The organism is Chitinophaga parva, assembly GCF_003071345.1.
GTDB lineage: Bacteria > Bacteroidota > Bacteroidia > Chitinophagales > Chitinophagaceae > Chitinophaga > Chitinophaga parva.
Genome location: NZ_QCYK01000003.1, coordinates 403,027 through 421,822, shown reverse-complemented (window position 1 = coordinate 421,822; position 18,796 = coordinate 403,027). Strand labels below are relative to the sequence as shown.

The 18,796-nt window shown below is 52.3% G+C and carries 16 protein-coding genes and 1 tRNA gene; 11 read left to right on the top strand and 6 right to left on the bottom strand.

Features of this window, described 5'->3' with window-relative positions; translation table 11 throughout:
• Positions 1-16: 16 nt before the first annotated feature.
• Complete coding sequence (locus tag DCC81_RS20930; protein WP_108689269.1) at positions 17-796, top strand: (Fe-S)-binding protein; 780 nt, start codon at positions 17-19, stop codon at positions 794-796.
• A gap of 27 nt (positions 797-823) precedes the next feature.
• A complete protein-coding gene (locus tag DCC81_RS20925; protein ID WP_108688629.1) occupies positions 824-1,330 on the top strand; it encodes a hypothetical protein in 507 nt (168 codons plus the stop codon).
• A gap of 189 nt (positions 1,331-1,519) precedes the next feature.
• On the opposite strand, the gene DCC81_RS20920 is transcribed toward DCC81_RS20925, so the two are convergent.
• Positions 1,520-2,059 (bottom strand): hypothetical protein, encoded by a 540-nt coding sequence (locus DCC81_RS20920; RefSeq protein WP_133177754.1) that lies wholly within the window; start codon positions 2,057-2,059, stop codon positions 1,520-1,522.
• A 142-nt stretch (positions 2,060-2,201) separates the two neighbouring features.
• Here DCC81_RS20920 and DCC81_RS20915 point away from each other — a divergent pair.
• A tRNA-Gly gene (locus tag DCC81_RS20915) sits at positions 2,202-2,274 on the top strand.
• A gap of 716 nt (positions 2,275-2,990) precedes the next feature.
• Here DCC81_RS20915 and DCC81_RS20905 read toward each other — a convergent pair.
• Positions 2,991-3,518 carry an ORF6N domain-containing protein gene (locus tag DCC81_RS20905; protein ID WP_205686397.1) on the bottom strand — a complete coding sequence of 176 codons (528 nt, stop codon included), beginning with the start codon at positions 3,516-3,518 and terminating at the stop codon, positions 2,991-2,993.
• Between the two features lie 35 nt (positions 3,519-3,553).
• Positions 3,554-3,910 (bottom strand): hypothetical protein, encoded by a 357-nt coding sequence (locus tag DCC81_RS20900; RefSeq protein WP_108688626.1) that lies wholly within the window; start codon positions 3,908-3,910, stop codon positions 3,554-3,556.
• Positions 3,911-4,085: 175 nt separating this feature from the next.
• On the opposite strand from DCC81_RS20900, the gene miaB reads away from it, so the two are divergent.
• The 8 genes from miaB to DCC81_RS20860 all read left to right on the top strand — a co-directional run bounded on the left by miaB (position 4,086) and on the right by DCC81_RS20860 (position 13,364).
• Positions 4,086-5,516 carry a tRNA (N6-isopentenyl adenosine(37)-C2)-methylthiotransferase MiaB gene (gene miaB, locus DCC81_RS20895; protein ID WP_108688625.1) on the top strand — a complete coding sequence of 477 codons (1,431 nt, stop codon included), beginning with the start codon at positions 4,086-4,088 and terminating at the stop codon, positions 5,514-5,516.
• A 36-nt stretch (positions 5,517-5,552) separates the two neighbouring features.
• A complete protein-coding gene (locus tag DCC81_RS20890) occupies positions 5,553-6,803 on the top strand; it encodes a sigma-54 interaction domain-containing protein (protein ID WP_108688624.1) in 1,251 nt (416 codons plus the stop codon).
• 99 nt (positions 6,804-6,902) lie between these two features.
• Entirely contained in the window at positions 6,903-7,409 is a 507-nt protein-coding gene (lptE, locus tag DCC81_RS20885; protein WP_165806678.1) for an LPS assembly lipoprotein LptE, read from the top strand.
• Between the two features lie 21 nt (positions 7,410-7,430).
• On the top strand, positions 7,431-9,938 hold the full coding sequence (locus DCC81_RS20880) for a hypothetical protein (RefSeq protein WP_108688622.1): 2,508 nt from the start codon (positions 7,431-7,433) through the stop codon (positions 9,936-9,938).
• Between the two features lie 6 nt (positions 9,939-9,944).
• Positions 9,945-10,292, top strand: coding sequence for a preprotein translocase subunit SecG (gene secG, locus DCC81_RS20875; protein ID WP_108688621.1), 348 nt, complete (start codon positions 9,945-9,947; stop codon positions 10,290-10,292).
• Positions 10,293-10,543: 251 nt separating this feature from the next.
• Positions 10,544-11,608, top strand: coding sequence for an endolytic transglycosylase MltG (gene mltG / locus DCC81_RS20870; RefSeq protein WP_108688620.1), 1,065 nt, complete (start codon positions 10,544-10,546; stop codon positions 11,606-11,608).
• A gap of 124 nt (positions 11,609-11,732) precedes the next feature.
• Positions 11,733-12,707, top strand: a complete 975-nt coding sequence (locus DCC81_RS20865; protein ID WP_108688619.1) for a YihY/virulence factor BrkB family protein — start codon at positions 11,733-11,735, stop codon at positions 12,705-12,707.
• Positions 12,708-12,761: 54 nt separating this feature from the next.
• On the top strand, positions 12,762-13,364 hold the full coding sequence (locus tag DCC81_RS20860; RefSeq protein ID WP_165806677.1) for a redoxin family protein: 603 nt from the start codon (positions 12,762-12,764) through the stop codon (positions 13,362-13,364).
• A gap of 4 nt (positions 13,365-13,368) precedes the next feature.
• On the opposite strand, the gene DCC81_RS20855 is transcribed toward DCC81_RS20860, so the two are convergent.
• The 3 genes from DCC81_RS20855 to DCC81_RS20845 all read right to left on the bottom strand — a co-directional run bounded on the left by DCC81_RS20855 (position 13,369) and on the right by DCC81_RS20845 (position 18,796).
• Positions 13,369-15,876: a M14 metallopeptidase family protein gene (locus DCC81_RS20855; RefSeq protein WP_108688617.1), complete on the bottom strand. Its 2,508-nt coding sequence runs from the start codon at positions 15,874-15,876 to the stop codon at positions 13,369-13,371.
• A gap of 80 nt (positions 15,877-15,956) precedes the next feature.
• Positions 15,957-16,598 (bottom strand): DUF5977 domain-containing protein, encoded by a 642-nt coding sequence (locus tag DCC81_RS20850; RefSeq protein ID WP_108688616.1) that lies wholly within the window; start codon positions 16,596-16,598, stop codon positions 15,957-15,959.
• A gap of 5 nt (positions 16,599-16,603) precedes the next feature.
• Positions 16,604-18,796 carry a beta strand repeat-containing protein gene (locus tag DCC81_RS20845; RefSeq protein ID WP_108688615.1) on the bottom strand — a complete coding sequence of 731 codons (2,193 nt, stop codon included), beginning with the start codon at positions 18,794-18,796 and terminating at the stop codon, positions 16,604-16,606.

Genomic DNA, 18,796 nt, shown 5'->3' with positions numbered 1-18,796 from the left:
TGACAAATCTGATTACATGCAAATAAAAACAATGGCGGAATACGCTGCCAGCGGGGAAACCCCGGAAGTACTGTTCTGGGTGGGATGCGCGGGCAGCTTTGACCAGCGTGCGCAGAAGATCACACGGGCCTTTGCCTCCATACTGGACCGGCTCAGCATTCCCTTTGCCATCCTGGGCAAGGAGGAAAGCTGCACCGGCGATCCGGCGCGGCGTGCAGGGAACGAATTCCTGTTCCAGATGATGGCGTACAACAATATCCAGGTACTGAACGGGTATGGGGTAAAGAAGATCGTGACGGCCTGTCCGCATTGCTTTAATACCCTGAAAAATGAATACCCCCAGCTGGGTGGTAATTATGAAGTGGTCCATCATGCCACCTACCTGCAACAACTTATGGACGCAGGCCGCATAAAAATGAAGGAAGCCGGCAGCTTCAAAGGCAAAAAGATCACTTACCACGATTCCTGCTACCTGGGCAGGGCCAATGATATTTATGAAGCCCCCCGCCAGGTACTGCAACTGCTGGATGCAGAACTGGTGGAAATGAAGCGCTGCCGGAGCAATGGCCTTTGCTGCGGGGCCGGCGGGGCGCAGATGTTCAAGGAAGAAGAGAAAGGCAGCACCCGCATCAACTTTGAACGGGGCGCAGCAGCAGTAGGCACCGGGGCCAGCGTGATAGCAGCCAATTGTCCTTTCTGCATGACCATGCTCACAGACGGGGTAAAGGAACAAGGCAAGGAAGACAGCGTAAAAGTGCTGGACATTGCCGAGCTGATAGCCCAGGACATGGCGTAAGTATCCACAACTTCGTATCTTTGCCGCATGTCAACAATTCAACAACAACTGCCCGCGGACTTCCATCCGCAGTCCCGGGTGTGGATATACCAGAGCAACCGCCCTTTTGGCGAACAGGAAACAAAGGAGATCAACGAACAGCTGCACCAGTTTACCGCCCAGTGGCTATCGCACGGGGATAAAGTGAAAGGATGGGGTGCCCTGTTCTTCAACCAGGTGATCGTGATCCTGGCAGATGAAAGCCAGGCCGGCGTGAGTGGCTGCAGCACGGATAGTTCTGTGCGCATTATCAAAAGCCTGGAACAGCAATATGATGTAAACCTCTTTGACCGCCTGCTGCTGGGTTTCCTGGTAGATGGGAAAGTGCAACTGCTGCCGATGGTACAGCTGCCATATGCACTGGAAAAAGGAAAGGTGACGATGGATACCCTTTACCTGAACAACACGGTGCAAACCAAGGCAGAGCTGGAAACCAGATGGCTGGTGCCTTTGGGGGAAAGCTGGCTGAAGACACGGCTGGCAAAAGTATCTTAAAAATACAGGCCCCCGGTTTGGGAAGCCGGCACACTGCCACGGGATAAGATCCTGCTAAATCATTCAATGGAAGGAAGGGGCTGTCTCAAAACTTCGAGACAGCCCCTTTTCATTCGGATAACCTGATGGAGAAAATTTTCATACAGGCGATTCTCAGAGCCTTCATTTTATTTATGAGATTTCCCCTTTTTATGCAAGGCGTGTAAGCAAATACCGCTGCCGGTAGTAATAATATACCTGATATCCTGCTCCTACCAGTGCGCCGATGGCGCCGCCCAGGTAACTGAAATTATGCATGGAACCTACGGCAATAAAATCCCTGGGATCTGTAAGCCCCGGCGGCAGGCTCCAGCCCGTGCCGGTTTGGGGCAGCTGGTAGCCGATGTAAAGTCCCAGCAGGGCGGTAACCAGTACGGTAAGCAGGTTAAGTAAAATGCCCCGGCTGATGGATACAAACATCCGGTGGGGGCTTGTTTGCATTAATCCCGTGAAGCCGTGCACCACGCCCAGGTAGATGCCCACCCACCAGGTGGCCCGGAAGCCCACGATGGCGGCCAGCAGGCGGTAAGGCTTATCCAGCTGTCCTTCCAGCCTGAATTGAATAAATTTGAACCGGGTAAAATATTCAGCACTGAGGGTATAGGAAAGCTGGTCGTGCAGCATGCCGTAAAGACCTGCGACCAGCGGTGTAAGCAATAGCGTCGCTAATAGTATCCATAGTTTCTTCATAGCGGGACGAATGGTGGTGGGCCCAAGTTAATGTTTTAATATGGGTTTCTCCAACCACCGGTACCTTCCCGGTGAAGGATTTCTTTGCAGGAATGGGGAAATAATGATTCAAATTTGTATTATTGCAATCACAAATTCAAAAGCGGGAATAGCTCAGTTGGTAGAGCGCCAGTTTCCCAAACTGGAGGCCGCGGGTTCGAGCCCCGTTCCCCGCTCTGCGGGAATTTCCAGTTTCAATTTCTACCTTTTGGAAATCATACCTGCAAATTCCAGTTTCCTGCGCAATGCTTTGATGAGGGGCCCTGCCGGAAATATTACAAAAGATACGCCCAGGGAGGCTGCATCAAAGAAATGATGCAGCCTCCTTTCATTTCAGGCAGTACCTGGGTAAACGCCTTTACGCATGGAAGGGATAATACGTACCGTGATGACCGTGCTGTTATTTCAACACGGAGGGCCCATCGTTCAAACCGCAGCGCCACGGCTGCCTGTTACGTAAAACACGGGGCTGAATGAAATTTTCCGGCATTAGAGGTGGTCGCAAATTGCGACCACCTCCTTTTTGTCCTTGCCGGTTGAATTATAAAGCCTTCCGCAAAGCAGGGCTGAATGAAACCCTCTCACACCAGAGGTGGTCGCAATTTGCGACCACCTCCTTTTTGCCCTTGCCGGTTGAATATAAAACCTTCCGCAAAGCAGGGCTGAATGAAACCCTCCCACACCAGAGGTGGTCGCAATTTGCGACCACCTCCTTTTTGCCCTTGCCGGTTGAATATAAACCCTTACCGCAAAGCAGGGCTGAATGAAACCCTCCCGCACCAGAGGTGGTCGCAAATTGCGACCACCTCCTTTTTGTCCTTGCCGGTTGAATTATAAAGCCTTACCGGAAAGCATGGATGGACGCGGCTTCCAGCCGCCGCCCCTCCCCGTTCTATTGCAAAAATCCAATTTTTTGCCTCGGCTCCTGCGGCGGCGCCAGCAACTGTTTCAGGTATTCAAAAACAAGTGCTATCTGCTCATCATGGCCAGCTAAACGTTTTTCCACCTGATCCAGCTTCAATAAGATATCCTTATGCGTGAGGACCATTTCCCGCATGCGCGTAAAAATGCGGACGATCTGGATATTCACCGCGATGGCCCGGTCACTGTTCAATATACAGGCCAGCATCACGGCGCCATGTTCCGTGAAAACATAAGGAAGGGCGGCTGAAAACCTCAACCGTTTGAGGTGGTCGCAAATTGCGACCACCTCCGCTTTCTCCCCGGCTGTTAGCTGGAACATGAAATCCTCGGGGAAGCGCTGCAGGTTACGTTTCACCTGTTCATTCAGCCGCTTGGTGGGAATACCGTACAATTCCGCCAGGTCCTTGTCGATCATTACCCTTTTACCCCTGATCAGCAGTATTTTGCTCATGACAGATTCGTCCGGTAACATTACCGCATTCTCCCGTCCACGCATTGCTCGTAGTTTTTAAGATTAAAAACGATGTTCAACTATTCATTCACCCGTTTTAAAGGCTCCGCAAATAACCAATACCATACATTCTGCAACTCATGCACATACTCTACAGACCGTGTTTTCAGCGCACCGCCCACATGCACGGTCCACTGTTGTTTGGGGGCGGCTTTCAAAAATACCTCCACGTTATTGCACGTCTTGGTAAACCCGTTATAATCCTGGGCCCGGATGGTACCAAATCCAAGGCTGAACAGCTTCTTCGGGATCAGGCGCAGAGGCTCCAGTTCCGCCGCCAGTGCAGGTAACCGGGCGTAGTGCTCCTCCGTGATCGCAATCACCCGCTGGCCGTGCGCGAAATAATTGCCCATGCGGATATCTTCCAGCTCTACCATACACTTTCCAGGTTTAGGTTTGCAAAATACTAATATTTTTAGCAAAACAAGCTAAATTTACTGGCTTTTAGCCCCCGCTTCACTTCCCCGGAAAATAGCTGGCTTTCTTCCTGCCAATCTGTCATTATTTCATTAAAAAGCGTATTTTTGCCCTCCTAAATTCAATGGCTGGCCAATGTTAGAAATTGCAGACAAGACGCACGATGAAACCCGGCAGGGTGAAGCCTATGCTCCGCACCAGGCAAGCACCGCTTCCTTTAAGAAGAATTTTTACATAGAAAGTTATGGCTGCGCCATGAACTTCAACGATAGTGAAATCGTAGCCTCCATCCTCAACGAAGAGGGTTTTGGCGCCACCCGCAACGCGGAAGAGGCCGACCTCATCCTGATCAACACCTGCTCCATCCGCGAGAAGGCGGAGCAAACCGTGCGCAAACGGCTCACGGAATTCCGCCGCTACAAAAAATCAAAACCAGGCATGCTTGTAGGTGTGCTGGGCTGCATGGCCGAACGTCTTAAGGACAAGCTGCTGGAAGAAGAAAAACTGGTGGACATGGTAGTAGGCCCCGATGCCTACCGCACCCTTCCCAGCCTCATTACCGAGGCAGAAACCGGCCAGAAAGCCGTGAACGTGCTCCTGAGCCGCGAAGAAACGTATAGCGATATCAGCCCCATCCGCCTGGATAATAACGGTGTTACCAGTTTTGTATCCATCATGCGGGGTTGCAACAACATGTGTACCTTCTGCGTGGTACCCTTTACCCGCGGCCGTGAACGCAGCCGCGATGCGGATTCCATCGTAGCCGAGGCCCGTGAGCTATTTAACAACGGCTACCGGGAAGTGACCCTCCTGGGCCAGAACGTAGACTCCTACTACTGGACCCCGAAGGACGCCGATCCTAACTCCACGGACCACGTGACCTTTGCCCAGCTGCTGGCCCGCGTGGCGGAAATAGATCCCCTGCTCCGCGTGCGTTTCAGCACCTCCCACCCGAAAGACATTACCGATGAGGTGCTCTTTACCATGGCTAAGTATGAGAACATCTGCAACTACATCCACCTTCCCCTGCAAAGCGGCAGCACCCGGATCCTGCAGCTCATGAACCGCACTTATACGCGGGAATGGTACCTCAAAAAAGTAGACCGCATCCGTGAAATATTGCCGGACTGCGGCCTCTCCACCGATATTATCTGCGGCTTCTGCACAGAAACGGAGGAAGACCACGCAGACACCCTGAACCTCATGGAATATGCGAAGTACGACCTGGCCTATATGTACTTCTATTCCGAACGCCCCGGTACCCTGGCCGCCCGCCGCTACCAGGATGATATACCGGAAGCGGAAAAGAAACGCCGCCTGGCCGAAGTAGTGGAACTACACCGCCGCCACAGTGAAGAAAGCATGCGCAATGATGTAGGCAAAACCTTCAAAGTACTGGTAGAAGGCACTTCCAAGCGTTCTGCCGATCATCTCTTTGGCCGCAACGACCAGAATAAAGTAGTGGTATTCCCGAAGGGCAATTTCCGGAAGGGCCAGTATGTACACGTAACGGTGACAGACTGTACTTCCGGTACCCTCATTGCAGCAACAGCTACCGCACTGTAAGCACATACATTTTAACCAACACAAACCGCAGGAATAATGGACATACAAGCAATAAAAAACAGATTCGGTATTATCGGCAACAGCCCTGCGCTTAACTACGCCCTGCAAGTAGCCATACAGGTAGCCAACACAGACCTGACGGTGCTTATCAACGGGGAAAGCGGCGTTGGTAAAGAAGTGTTCTCCCAGGTGATCCACGCCCTGAGCGCCCGCAAGCACCACCCTTTTATTGCGGTGAACTGTGGCGCCATCCCGGAAGGCACTATCGATTCTGAATTATTCGGACATGAAAAAGGCTCGTTCACCGGTGCGGTGGACAGCCGTAAAGGATATTTTGAAACCGTGAGCGGTGGTACCATTTTTCTCGATGAGATCGGGGAAATGCCGCTGGGTACCCAGGCCCGCCTGCTACGTGTACTGGAAACCGGCGAGTTTATCCGCGTGGGCTCTTCCAAAGTGCAGAAAACGGACGTGCGCGTGATTGCCGCTACCAACCGTGACCTGCTGGAATTTACACAGGATGGCAAGTTCCGCGAAGACCTCTATTACCGCCTTAACACAGTGCCCATCCGTGTGCCCGCGCTGCGCGACCGCAAGGAGGACATTCCCATGCTGTTCCGCAAGTTCTGCGTGGACTTTGCGGAGCGCTATAAAACACCTTCCATCCAGCTGGATGAAGAGGCCCGCCAGATCCTGGTGAACTATCCCTGGAGAGGCAATGTCCGCGAACTGAAAAACATGGCGGAGCAGATCTCCGTACTGTCGCAGAACAAGCAGGTAAATGCCCAGGAACTGCGCCGCTTCCTGCCGGAGCAGCCGGTGACCAACCGCCTGCCCATGCTGGCCCCCAATGCCAACAGCAGCAGCAACAGCGATTTTTCCAATGAACGGGACATTCTTTACAAACTGTTCTTCGACATGAAAAAGGATGTAACAGAACTGAAGAAAATGTTCTTCGATGTGCTGCAAAATCCCAACCTGGCCCATAATACCTCCTTCCAGGATAACCCGGTGCTGCATAATTACCAGCCCGCAGAAGCTGCTTCCCTGCAGCCGGCCCTGGGCGTGTCCCAGCCCATGCAGCCTATCATCCTTCAAACGGATCATAACATCATAGACCACCATGAAGAAGTAGAAGAAACCCTGTCCATAGCCGACAAGGAAAAAGAACTGATTGTAAAAGCCCTCAAGAAACACAAGGGCAAACGCAAAGATGCGGCTTCAGACCTGGGCATTTCCGAACGTACACTGTACCGGAAACTGAAGGAGTATAATATTGCGGAGTAGTAGTTAGATTGTTAATAATTAACCCGCTATCATTACAACAATTTAGCAATCTATCAATCTAACAATTTAAATACCTTTACACGAAATCAAATGGGCAGGATGAAAACACGCTTAGGCCTTCTGGCAGTAGTATTGCTGATGGGCGGATGCAAGGTAAATTACTCTACAACCGGCGCCAGTATTGACCCGGAGGCTAAAACGGTGAACGTGACGTTTATTGAGAACCGCGCCCCGCTGAATAACCCGCTGCTCAGCCAGAAGGTAACGGAAGCCCTGAAGACCAAGATCACTTCCCAGACCCGTCTTACCCAGGTGAATGAGCCCAATGCTGATTACGAGTTTAAAGGATATATCAGTAGTTATACTTTTACCAACGCCGCGGTAGTGAACACAGAACAGGCGGCCACCTCCCGCCTTACGGTGACCATCAACATCACTTTTGTAAAGCGTGTGGGTGATAAAAAAGGCTACCAACAGTCCTTCAGCCGCTCGGCAGACTTCCCGGCCAGTAAACTCCCGTCTGACGTGGAGAACAGCCTGCTGGACCAGACCATCGTGCCGCAGATGACGGACGATATTTTCAACCGTGCTTTTGCCAACTGGTAATAAAAAAATTATATTTATTGTATGACCGCACAGCGTATCATTCAACATATTTTTAAAGAGCCGGGCCTGGAAAAGGTAACGCAATGGGAACTGGAAAAACTGGTGACCGATTACCCCTTTTTCACGGGGGCAAGGGCCCTGCTGGCCAAACGTGCCTACCAGCGCAGCAGCGACCTGCAGCACGAAGCCGTGATCAAAGCCCTGCTTTACACCAGTGCTCCGCATTACCTTTACCAGTTTGTTCAATCCCCCCCGGACGTGATAACGCCGGCACCGGTTATTGACCTGCCGGAAAATGAAGCAGTTACAGACGAAGCCACGGCTGCCCAGCATATTGACCACCTGGTAGCCACTGCCAACGCTGGTGCTGCCCCATGGAGCGAGGCGACCACACTCCCTTCCTTCACTGAACCTACGCCGGAAGCAACGGAAGAACTGGCAGCAGCCGGCGAGATCAGCGTGACCGCGTATGAAGCCATCGCAGCGGACGCTGCCGGTGAAAAAACACCGGAGCCCCTGCTGGACACGCACGCACTGGATACCCTGGAAACCGGCCACCTGAGTGTGGATGCTTATGAAGCCATCCATGCAGATGAAGATATACCCGCGGCTGCACCGGCCCCCGATACCCATACACTGGATACCCTGGAAGCCGGTCAGATCAGCGTAGCAGCCTACGAAGCCATAACCACCCTCAACGAGGAAGCCACTGAAACGCCCGCCCATCCGGCAGAAGCGCCGTATGAGGCCTCCCACGCGGAAGCCATCCTGGAAACCACTACCGGCTCCTTTGGTGCCACCGCACCAGAACTGGCAGCAGCTCTTACCCAACCTATTACACCGGCAGATGAAAAGCCCCGCCTTACCTTCCACGAGGAAATGGAGGCCTTCCGCCGCTCACTGGCAGCACAACAGGAACAGGAAGAAGCCGGGCATAACACCCGTGAAACCGCTGCTGATGCCGCACTCCCAGAGCAGTCAAGCGTGGAAACACCCGCTGCCACAGTTCCTGCGTCCCAGCCGGACAACACCGATTTTCGCCTGCGGATGGAAGCCTTCCGCCAAAGCCTGCTGGCATCCGAAGATACCGCCGAAGAGGGCGCTACAGACCAATCTGTAAGCGAAGCAGAAGCCGCCGTGTTGCAAAACTTCAATGTGCACAGCTTCCAGGATGAACTGGCAGCCCTGAAGAACAGTTTTACCGTAGAAGAAAATACCGGCGAAAGCCTTACAGATACCCTGCAGGCAGGCGCCTTTGCCGCTGCGGAAACCCTGGAGGCAACGCAACCCGCAGCTCCGGAGGCAACAGATGCCACCCTGGAAACAGGCGCCATCGCCCCTCCCCATGCGCAGCAAGCAACCCCCACCCTGGGTGAAGTAAGCCAGGAAAACGCCGCCACCCTGGCCCAGGCCCTGGAAACAGGCGCCCGCGAAGCCATCGTGGAAACCGAAGATAAAGAAGGCCTGGAAGCTACGCTGGAAACAGCCTCGGAAGGGTTGCCGGATTTCATGGAAGAAACCCCGGTACATCCCGCTGCTACCCTGGCCGCCGAAGCCGCCACCCTGGCGGATAACGAGCCTGCCTTTACCAGCGGCGACACCACAGCCGCAATGCCGGCATTTACCAGCAACGTGCCCGCTGCAAATACGCCGGACATCACAGAACAGGAACTGCAGGCATCTGATATCCAACTGGTATCTGATGCGATCAATGACCACCTGCCGGTACCTGGCACCCTGCCTGCTCCAGCGGAAGATGCACCGATCATTACCACCTGGATGCCGCCACAGCAAAGCGTTTCAGCCGCTGCACCAGAACAGGCCTTTGCCGATGCACCGGAAACGGCCGCCCAGGATGCAGCGCCAGAAGAGGCTTTTGCCGATGCACCGGAAACAGCCGCCCAGGATGCAGCGCCAGCGCAAGCCTTTGCCCAGGCACCGGAAACAAGCGACCAGGAAGCAGCGCCAGTGCAAGCCTTTGCCCAGGCACCAGAAACAGCCGCCCAGGATGCAGCGCCCCAGCACCTTACCGAAGGAGAAGGGCCCGAAAACTACGAGGAAGGACCGATTAAAATATACCCGCTGGAAATGCCGGAAGAAACCGACCTGACCTTCCAGCCCCTTTACAGCGAGGATTATTTTGCATACAAAAAACTGGCAGACCCGGTAGCCGCCGAAAAAATGAGTGAAAAAGGCGAGCAGGAAATGAAAAGTTTCACCAACTGGCTGCGTACCATGAAAGACAGTTTTGCGGAAAAAACGCAGAAAGACTGGTACCATGAGCAATTGCACCGCGTGTATGAAGAGGAAGAAGAATCCGGCATTTCCGAGCGCGTGGAAAAGATGGCCCTGCAGTCCATCATGCTGGATGACGACATCGTGTCAGAGACCCTGGCCGAGATCTGGGCACGGCAGCGCCAGCACCAGAAAGCCATCCAGATATATAAAAAATTAAGTTTGCTTAATCCGGGCAAAAGCGCTTATTTTGCGCAAAAGATCAACGAATTACAATCAGATATTAATAAGTAGCATTTTATGTTAATTGTATTTGGAATATTAGTCGTGCTGGCTGCCGTGTTGCTGGGCCTTTTCGTACTGGTACAGAATCCTAAAGGTGGCGGCCTGGCTGGCAACCTGGGTGGCTTTGGTAACCAGGTAATGGGCGTTCGCCAGACCACCGACGTACTGGAAAAAGGCACCTGGATCCTGGCTGCCATTATCCTGGTACTGTGCCTCACCTCTTATTTCTTTACCGGCAAAGGCACTGCCGCTACTGACGGTAACAAGCCTTACATCCCGACTACCAAAACGGCACCGGCTCCCCTGCCCGCAGCCCCGGCCAATACTACGCCGGTTGCGCCGCCCGCACAGCCCGCGAAATAACAGATCATTATCAACGATTTATAAATTGCCTCGCCGTGACAAGCGAGGCTTTTTTATGTGAGAGGAATGATCCACGGGGAACAGTAATTAGGCTATTTAGTCGGCTATCCTATCTAAATCATTCTTAATCAGATATTTATCAATTTATTATCAAAGCAAATAAATGCTTAATATTCAAAATATTAAGCATTCAATTACGTTAATATTCATTGAACCGGGAAAAGACCGTCAGACATTAACCGATCTTTATTATGGCTAAACAAGTCAGCAAAAAGAAACAAAAGAACAAGGGCAACAGGATCTGGATCAGGAGAGGAATTTTAATTGCATGCGCCATCCTGGCCGGCGCGGCCGTATACCTGGCCTACCGTGTTTTTGGCCCCAACACCCGCGCCTTTGGCGATAAGAAATATTTCTACATCCGTACCGGCAGTCATTATACAGATGTGCTGGAAGGCCTGAGGGACCAGGACATTATCCGCAACGAAAACAGCTTTGACTGGGTGGCCAAGCAGCTGGACTATCCCAACCGGGTGAAGGCCGGCCGTTACCAGGTAACCCGGGGCATGAGCAACTTTGAAATTGTAAAACTGTTGCGCTCCGGCCGCCAAAGCCCGGTGACACTGGTGATCAACAAGCTGCGCACCGAAAACGACTTTGTGCGCAAGGTATCCCAGAACCTGGAGGCCGATTCCACCGCGCTGCGTGCCATGCTGAAAGACCCGGTGTACCTGCGCCAGTTTGGCCTGGACACCAACACTGCCATGTGCGCCATTGTGCCCAACACCTACGAGTTTTACTGGAATACCAGCGCGGAGAAAGTATTTGAAAAATTTGAGCAGGCCCACGCCGACTTCTGGACAGACGACCGCAAGGCCAAGGCCAGCGCCCTGGGGCTCAGTGAGAATGAAGTGACCATCCTGGCCTCCATCGTGGAGGAGGAAACCAATGCCAATGATGAAAAGCCCCTCATATCCAGCGTGTACCTGAACCGGTACCGCAAAGGCATGCTGCTGCAGGCCGATCCGACGGTGAAATTCAGTTTACAGAACTTTGCCCTGCGCCGCATCCTGTCCGAGCACCTGCATTTTGAATCGCCTTACAATACTTATTTGCATAAGGGATTCCCCCCGGGCCCCATCTGCACTCCCTCCGTAAAAACGCTGGAGGCTGTGCTGAACACCCCGGATACTGATTATTTGTATTTTTGTGCCCGGGCTGATATGGCGGGCCACCACGCCTTTGCAGCCACTTACGAAGAGCACCTCGAAAATGCGCGGAAGTACCATGCAGCCCTCGATGCCAGGGGCCTTTAGCACCCATTGCAGGGCATGCCAGCTTGATAGTAAATTTGTCATTAGCAGCATTTAACAGCTGGATAATCAATTATTTACTAGATTTGCTTTTTTTCATACCGTCATGCCCTGACCATCACTTATTATGACCAAAACCGGTTCCCTCTTTCGCAATTTCCACCCGCTGCGGTGGGTAAAACGCAGTTCGCAGCGTTTGTTCCTGCGTGGCTTTGAGGGCAGCTCCCTGTACGATACGGTGAAGTTCTTTGGCACCCAGACCCGGAACCGCAGTCTCAATAGCCGGGCAGCCGCCATTTCCTTTAACTTCCTGATGTCCATTCCCCCGTTCTGCATCTTCCTGTTCACCCTGGTGCCGTTGCTCCCCCTGCGCAACGTGGAGAAGACCCTCTATGAACTGGCGGCAGACATTACCCCGAACTACAACACGTTCAAGATCGTGCAGGGCATGATCCACGATTTCATGTACACCCAGCACAATGGATTGTTGTCCATCTCCTTCCTGGTGGGTTTCTTTTACTCGTCCAATGCGGTGATGGGCATCCTGGTGTCCTTTTCAAAAGACCTGCCGGGCTTCCGGCAGCGCAAGTGGTACCAGCACCGGCTGATGGCGCTGCGGCTTACCTTCTTTTTAGTGATCCTTTTTATCATTATGCTGGCTTTGCTGGTAATGCAGGGCGCTTTGCTGCGCTATGTGCTGGAGTACCTGCACATCGGCAATGCGCGGGTGCGCATCGTGATCAACATAGCGCGCTGGGTGATCATTGTGCTGCTGTTCTTTTCCATCATTGCCCTGTTGTACCACTTTGGGCCGGCGGTGGAAAAGCGCTGGCGCTACATTACGCCAGGGGCTATGCTGGCTACTACGTTCATGATCCTGGTAACGCTGGGGTTTGGGTGGTATGTGAATCATTTCAATAACTACAACCGCATTTATGGCTCCATTGGTACGGTGATGATCCTGATGCTGTACATTTTCCTGAACTCATTTGTGCTGCTGGTGGGGTTTGAACTGAATGCGGCGATACGGGTGCTGAAGGAGATGCGGAATATAACGAAGGCGGGGCAGATGGAGGTCAACGAGGGTGCCGGCGCCCGTTGATTTATTAAATAATTTCGTTATATTTACATGAGTTGTTCCCTAAAACCATCTCCTATGAAAGCTGTTGTAGTTAGCTTGCTGCTGCTGTCAGCCCTGCCTTTACCACGTACTGGTGCCACGCTGGCATTGCCTACCGGCGCTTATCTACCCAATGCCGATGAGCCCCTGCGCACCGCCTGCGGCCAGGAAACCACCCTGCACCAGGCCATGGGCACTAACGGGCTGTTGATCATGTTTACCAGTAACGTTTGTCCTTATGTGCTGCGCAACCAGGCCCGCACTAACACCGTATGCCAGTACGCACAGGCGCATCATATTGGTGTAATCCTTCTCAATGCCAATGAAGCCGACCGGGAGGTCAACGAATCACTTCACGCCATGCAGGTATATGCGGAGGCCCAGGGATTTAAATGGCCCTATGCCCTGGACAAAGACTCCCACCTGGCTGATGTCTTTGGCGCAGACCATACGCCAGACTGTTTCCTGTTTGACAAGGACAGCCGGCTGGTATACAGCGGCGGCATTGACGACAACCCGGGTAATGCGGCGCAGGTAAAGGTGCACTACCTGCAAAATGCCCTGGAAGCCCTTGCTGAGGGCAAGTCCATCAGTGATCATAAAGGTGATGATGTGGGTTGCAGTGTGAAGCGGAAATAATTTCCTATTGTCCCACGAGGAAGATCGCATTTCCCAGCAACAGCTTTCCATTTTCCCAGAATGCGCGGAATACAGGATCATCTGCCAGGATGATCAGGGCGCCGTTGCCAATATCCTTTACGCCCATCACCATACCATCCTGCAGGCGGGCCTTGGTATCCACGCCTACAAACCCTGTCTGATAGCTGTCTTTCTTCAGGTAGCCTACGTTCCAGCCGTGGTCCATGAACTCATAAATATCATCGCTCACTTTGAGGGTGTAATATTCATCGCCATAGCCAAAGGCCAGGGGGTGTGTATTATCCAGGTGAATGCGGTAAATGGCACCGGGGATGGTTTGTTTAAGCTCTTCGCGCTCCCGGTTTGCATAGGGTTTGATATGCTGGTAAGGATCCGGCTTGGCGATGTCCGGGTCATGTTTAAGATGAAAGCCCCAGTCGCCGGTCACAGAGAGATCTGCCGCGCTCTGGCCCATGGCAATGAGGCGCCCACCGGCGCTGATCCAGTTGCGCAGGCGATCTGTAGTGGCCTTGGAGCCGAGGATGGTAAAGTCGGCGCTGGGCAGGATAAGCACATCCATCTCCTCCCAATCCAGGTCGCGCAGGTCTTCTTCATTCACGATGGAAATGGGGTAATCGATCTGCTGCTCAAAGTAATGCCAGATCTCCCCTACTTTCAGCGACGAAGCATTGCTGCCTGCCAGCATTACTACGCGGGGCGGTTTGATGTAGCGGTTCCTGGTAGAACCGAAGTCCGATCCTTTGTCCACGAAGCCCGTGGCTGTGGTATCCAGCTCTATCTGCATTTGCTCGGCCAGGGAGGTGATCGTGGTATCAAAGCCGGGGAAGGCATTGCCGCTGCGGGTGATCATGAGGGTGCCGGCAGGATAGGTTTTACCACCTGCGCCAAACGGCACCTCTGCATACCGTACTTTCACATGCCTTGCCAGCAGGCCTGCCAGAAATTTCACATCCTTTACACTGTTCCAGCGTGCCAGGTAAGCGTAGGGATGGCCAGCCGCCATGCGTTGGTAACGATGCACAGGCAGGGAGTCCGCTGCCGCCTTCAACGGGGTTTTCAGCGCGTACGAGGTAAGCCCGTAGGCGAAGGGGATGCCCCAGGCGGTAATATCGTAGGTCACAGAATCTGTGAGGTGGGAATTGGGCTCAAAAAGCACCTGCAGCAAGGTGGAACGTGGCTGCAGGGCGCTGATGACCATATCTTCCGGGGCAATGGAAAAATTCTCTGTTTTGCCTGTAAAGTAATTATAGCCGGATGTGCTGCCGGTAGCAGCACCATACCCAAACTGGATATGATTGCGCTGCAACAAAGCCGCCAGGTTGCGCAGCTTTTCATTATTGCCCCCGGCTTTTACCACGTAAGCTTTGAACTCGTTCTTCGGGTGCTGGGCGGCGTTCACAAAAAATTCCTGGAAGGCGTTGTTGATCTGTTTTGCCTGTTGGGATGCCACTTCAATGGTGGACATGCCGGTAGTAAAGTGATGAGCTACGCGGGCACCGAGGGTCAGCGTATCCCCATCCCGCTGCAGCACTGCCAGGCCGGAAGGGCTGCCGCCGGCTTGTTCATAGGTCATGCCAATGGCGCCATTGTAGAGGGGCCAGGTATCACCATAGCTGGGATAAAAAAGATCGTAACGCTCGCGGGTGTAATACAACCAGCCCTGCTCATCAAAATATTTTGCATTGTTCTTCCCGATGGTCACCTGGAAGCTGCGCTGCCAGGGCGTTATTACATCATGCATTGGCTCTGCAGCCGGTGCAAAATAATAAGGCCCGTCCGGTTGTTGCTCATGGAAGTCTACGTGTACCTGGGGCATCCACTGGTTGTACGCCGCAAGGCGTTGCTGGGATTCTTTCTGGGATTGCCAGGCCCAGTCGCGGTTCAGGTCAAAGTAGTAGTGATTGGAGCGGCCGCCGGGCCAGGGTTCCTGGTGCTCGCGGGTAGCGCGCACGGGATCCGGCATTTTGCGGCGTATTGGATTATAGAAGTTCACGAAGCGCTCGCGCCCATCGGGATTGAGACAGGGATCTATGAGCACCACGGTGTTTTGCAACCATTGCCTGGTACGGGCGTTGGCGGGATTGGCAAGTTCGTAGAGGGTTTGCATAGCGGCTTCCGTGGAGGAGGCTTCATTGCCATGCACGTTATAACTAAGCCATACAATGACCGGGGCGTTGTCTGCGAATTTGCCGTTTGCACTGGCCACGGCAACGCTTTGCTGGCGGATGTCTTCGAGATGGTTGATGTTTTCCGTGGCGCTGACAGCCGCCAGCAGCAGGGGCCTGTTTTCGTAAGTGGTGCCATATTGCTGGAGGCGTACATTCGGTGCGTTTGCGGCGATGTAACGGAAGTAGGCTTCTACTTTGTAATAGGGTGTGTACTGGGTGCCGAGGGTGTAGCCCAGGAATTGTTGCGGAGATTGAAGGCTGGTCGTTTGTGCCTGTGCGGTGAGGGCGAGCAGGAGGACGGCCAGGAGGAGGAGCCTGCGCATGGAAGTAGGGTTGTTTTGGGGTGAAGATAAGGAATTGTGGAGGTTTCCCCGCGCAGGCTGCTATGGAAGTTTTATGATTGTTATTGCATTATGCAAGGCTGGGATTCGGTTACGGTAAAATCATCGCTGATGGAACCGTCACTCCAGGTATAGTGATAGGTATTCTGATATTTTGTAGCAGTGACTGTAAGCGACTGGACACAGGTTCTCACGGCAGTTTCACAGACCCCGTTGATCATCTTCTTATCAACCCCCACACAGGTGGTGGTACAGGTACCTTTGTTATTGGCATTATTCTGCCCATTTGCTGCCAGGTCGGCCAGTGCCTTGGCATTTGCATTAGCCAAGGTCGAATCAACATAGGTTCCGGCGGGAATGGTATCAATTACGTAACTGCCGGTGTAACCGGCAGCACAAGTCTTTTGGAAGGTTTGGGTTTGCATGGTATTGGCAAAATAAGGCACCAGCTGCTGCCAGGTAGGTAACTGATTGGCGGTAGCGGGCAGGTAACTTTCCTGCAGCCATACCAGTGTTTTCACCTCCGATGTGGTGACACACTGGTTATCATTTGGTAACGTGCCGGTGGTCTTTTTCTGGAAGCGCCCGGAGGTTACATTGCTGTAAATGGCAGAGTGAGGCACGAGTTGATTGGGCGCATTGATCTGCGCGATGGCGGACAGGGTAAAAAAGAAGTTAAGTATTACTAACAGGAATAGTTTCATAAAAATTAATTTGAGCGGGACAGCAGCTGCCAGTTGGTCCCATCACTTTGGATCCTCCAGCTGGTTTTTGCCGGGATGGAAGTGGTTGCAGTTCCAAATACCAGTACAGAACTTATGGTTATCGCACCGGTACTGGAATTGACTATTTCATAGATCCTTCCTTTGCATGAAGATGCACTGAGCAATGTCAATGTTATGCCGCTTGTATTAACAACTGTGGTGTAAGCACCTGCCAATCCAGTAGACGCACTAACCGCCTGGCAAGGAAGCTGCACAGATCCTGACGTCACGGTTAAAGCCGTACCGGCAGTCAGGTAGCCGGTGGCAACCACACTACCGTTGACATTGACCATGCTGGTTCCCGGATTAAGCGTCAACGTGCTTCCCGACTGTAGGGAAAGGCTGGTAGTACCGCCCCCGGAACTAATTGTTTGGGTGGTTACAGTAGGCGTTATTACATTGGTGGATGCCGCTATACTTCCTGCTACATCCAATTTTTGGGAGGGGGTCTGTGTGGCAATACCAATATTACCGGTTGAGCGTTGTATTGTCAAGACTGAGCTCATAAAAGCACCAGCATTGTCATATCTGCCAATGTTGAAGTCATTACCAACATTACCGGCAGCTTCAGCTGTGCTATGATATATAGACCATCTATGCCCTGAGCCGTTAGCTGCATAAGTCCCATTATTTGTTGAGAATTGAATAGTACCTGTTGCTGCACCGGTATTCAATGTAGCTGCCACCCCGAAACCATTTACCCAAAAACCGGCGTTTTGCGGAGTCGCTATTTGGTTACTTATAAATCCGGACGCACTTACGCCGTCCAATAGGTCCGCATCTAGTCCTGATCCTGCGCCGTCATTACCGGAGTGCCATATGTTATAGGTGTTAGTTCCATTATTCGGAGAATATGTGGGAGCTGTAGCTCCTGGCATAAGGGATATATAATTTGCCGTAGCCTGGTTTGTCAAATTTCTGCCGCTGATCACCGTTTGCCCGAGATCACCTATCCCAAGTATGGAAGAATAGTTATTGCCGGACACATTTCTTATTACCTGGTAAATATACTGACTTGCATTCCCAGCGGCACCTAACACCATATTGTTATTCGCGGTGTTGCCGTTGGAAAGCACTGTAGACAACGGCATAGTTACCGGCGCGAAATTAGCGTTAGCCCAGGTTCTCGATGCAATCTGGTACCAGGAATTCCAGGTACCACCAGATGTACCGTACCTAAACCAGACATCATCATTCAAGCTAACCCCACCATATAGTTGAAATTTATTAGGTGTTATACTGCTGTTATCACCTCCTGAAAACAAATAACCAGTACCGGATGAGGGCTTGTTAGTGGCGGCACTGCTCAGGAGCGCTATGGAGGTATTGGCCAATGTATTAAGGTCGCCTGTAAAAGCAGTAATACTGGTTGGATCGGTATTAGACGCTGTTCTATTAACATAATCATAGGCAGCCGCACCACCAATATCCGACAGCACCTGTGCCGCCGTTCGCGATTGCACCTGCTTCCCGTTACTGATTAAGAACGGACCTGCTGATGTACTGGCGGGAATATTAAAAATACTTAACGTTCCTCCTAACGTCACAGCAGAAGTTGCCCTGGTTATCCTGAGAGGTTGGGAAATATTTGCGCCTGCGTTATTGTAATTCCAGATGCTGAAATCTGCTCCATCGTCGTTTACGCCGGTTTCTACATTATAGGTGCCAATATTCCATCGTGGAGCCGAAGCCGCTGTTTGCATATAAAAGCTGATGGTTCCAGAGGATGTCGTATTTAACCTGGAATAGAAAGCGCCCGCTATTCCCGACCCCGTAATGTTAAACCGGGCGTTTTGAGCAACTGTACCTTGATTCCGGATGAACGTTTCCATATCCATGTTCACCGGAATTGTCCTCCCGTCAGCGGTACGATAAAAAAGGGTATCATTATGCCTGTACATAGAGTCCACTGCTCCCAGGGCCCGGAATTCAGTGACACCGTCGCCTTTGTTGTAAAGATAGCCCAATACATTCTGCGTACGATTCTGCAGCACCAGTTCTGCAGTATCACAAGTATTGTAAATACGTACAGTATCTGCTTTGATCTTGTACACATATTGAGCACTTGCCACTTGCGCGCTAAGGGTAACAAGCAACAGCCCAAACAGCCACTTCAGGTTGAGGGAACGGATATTCAT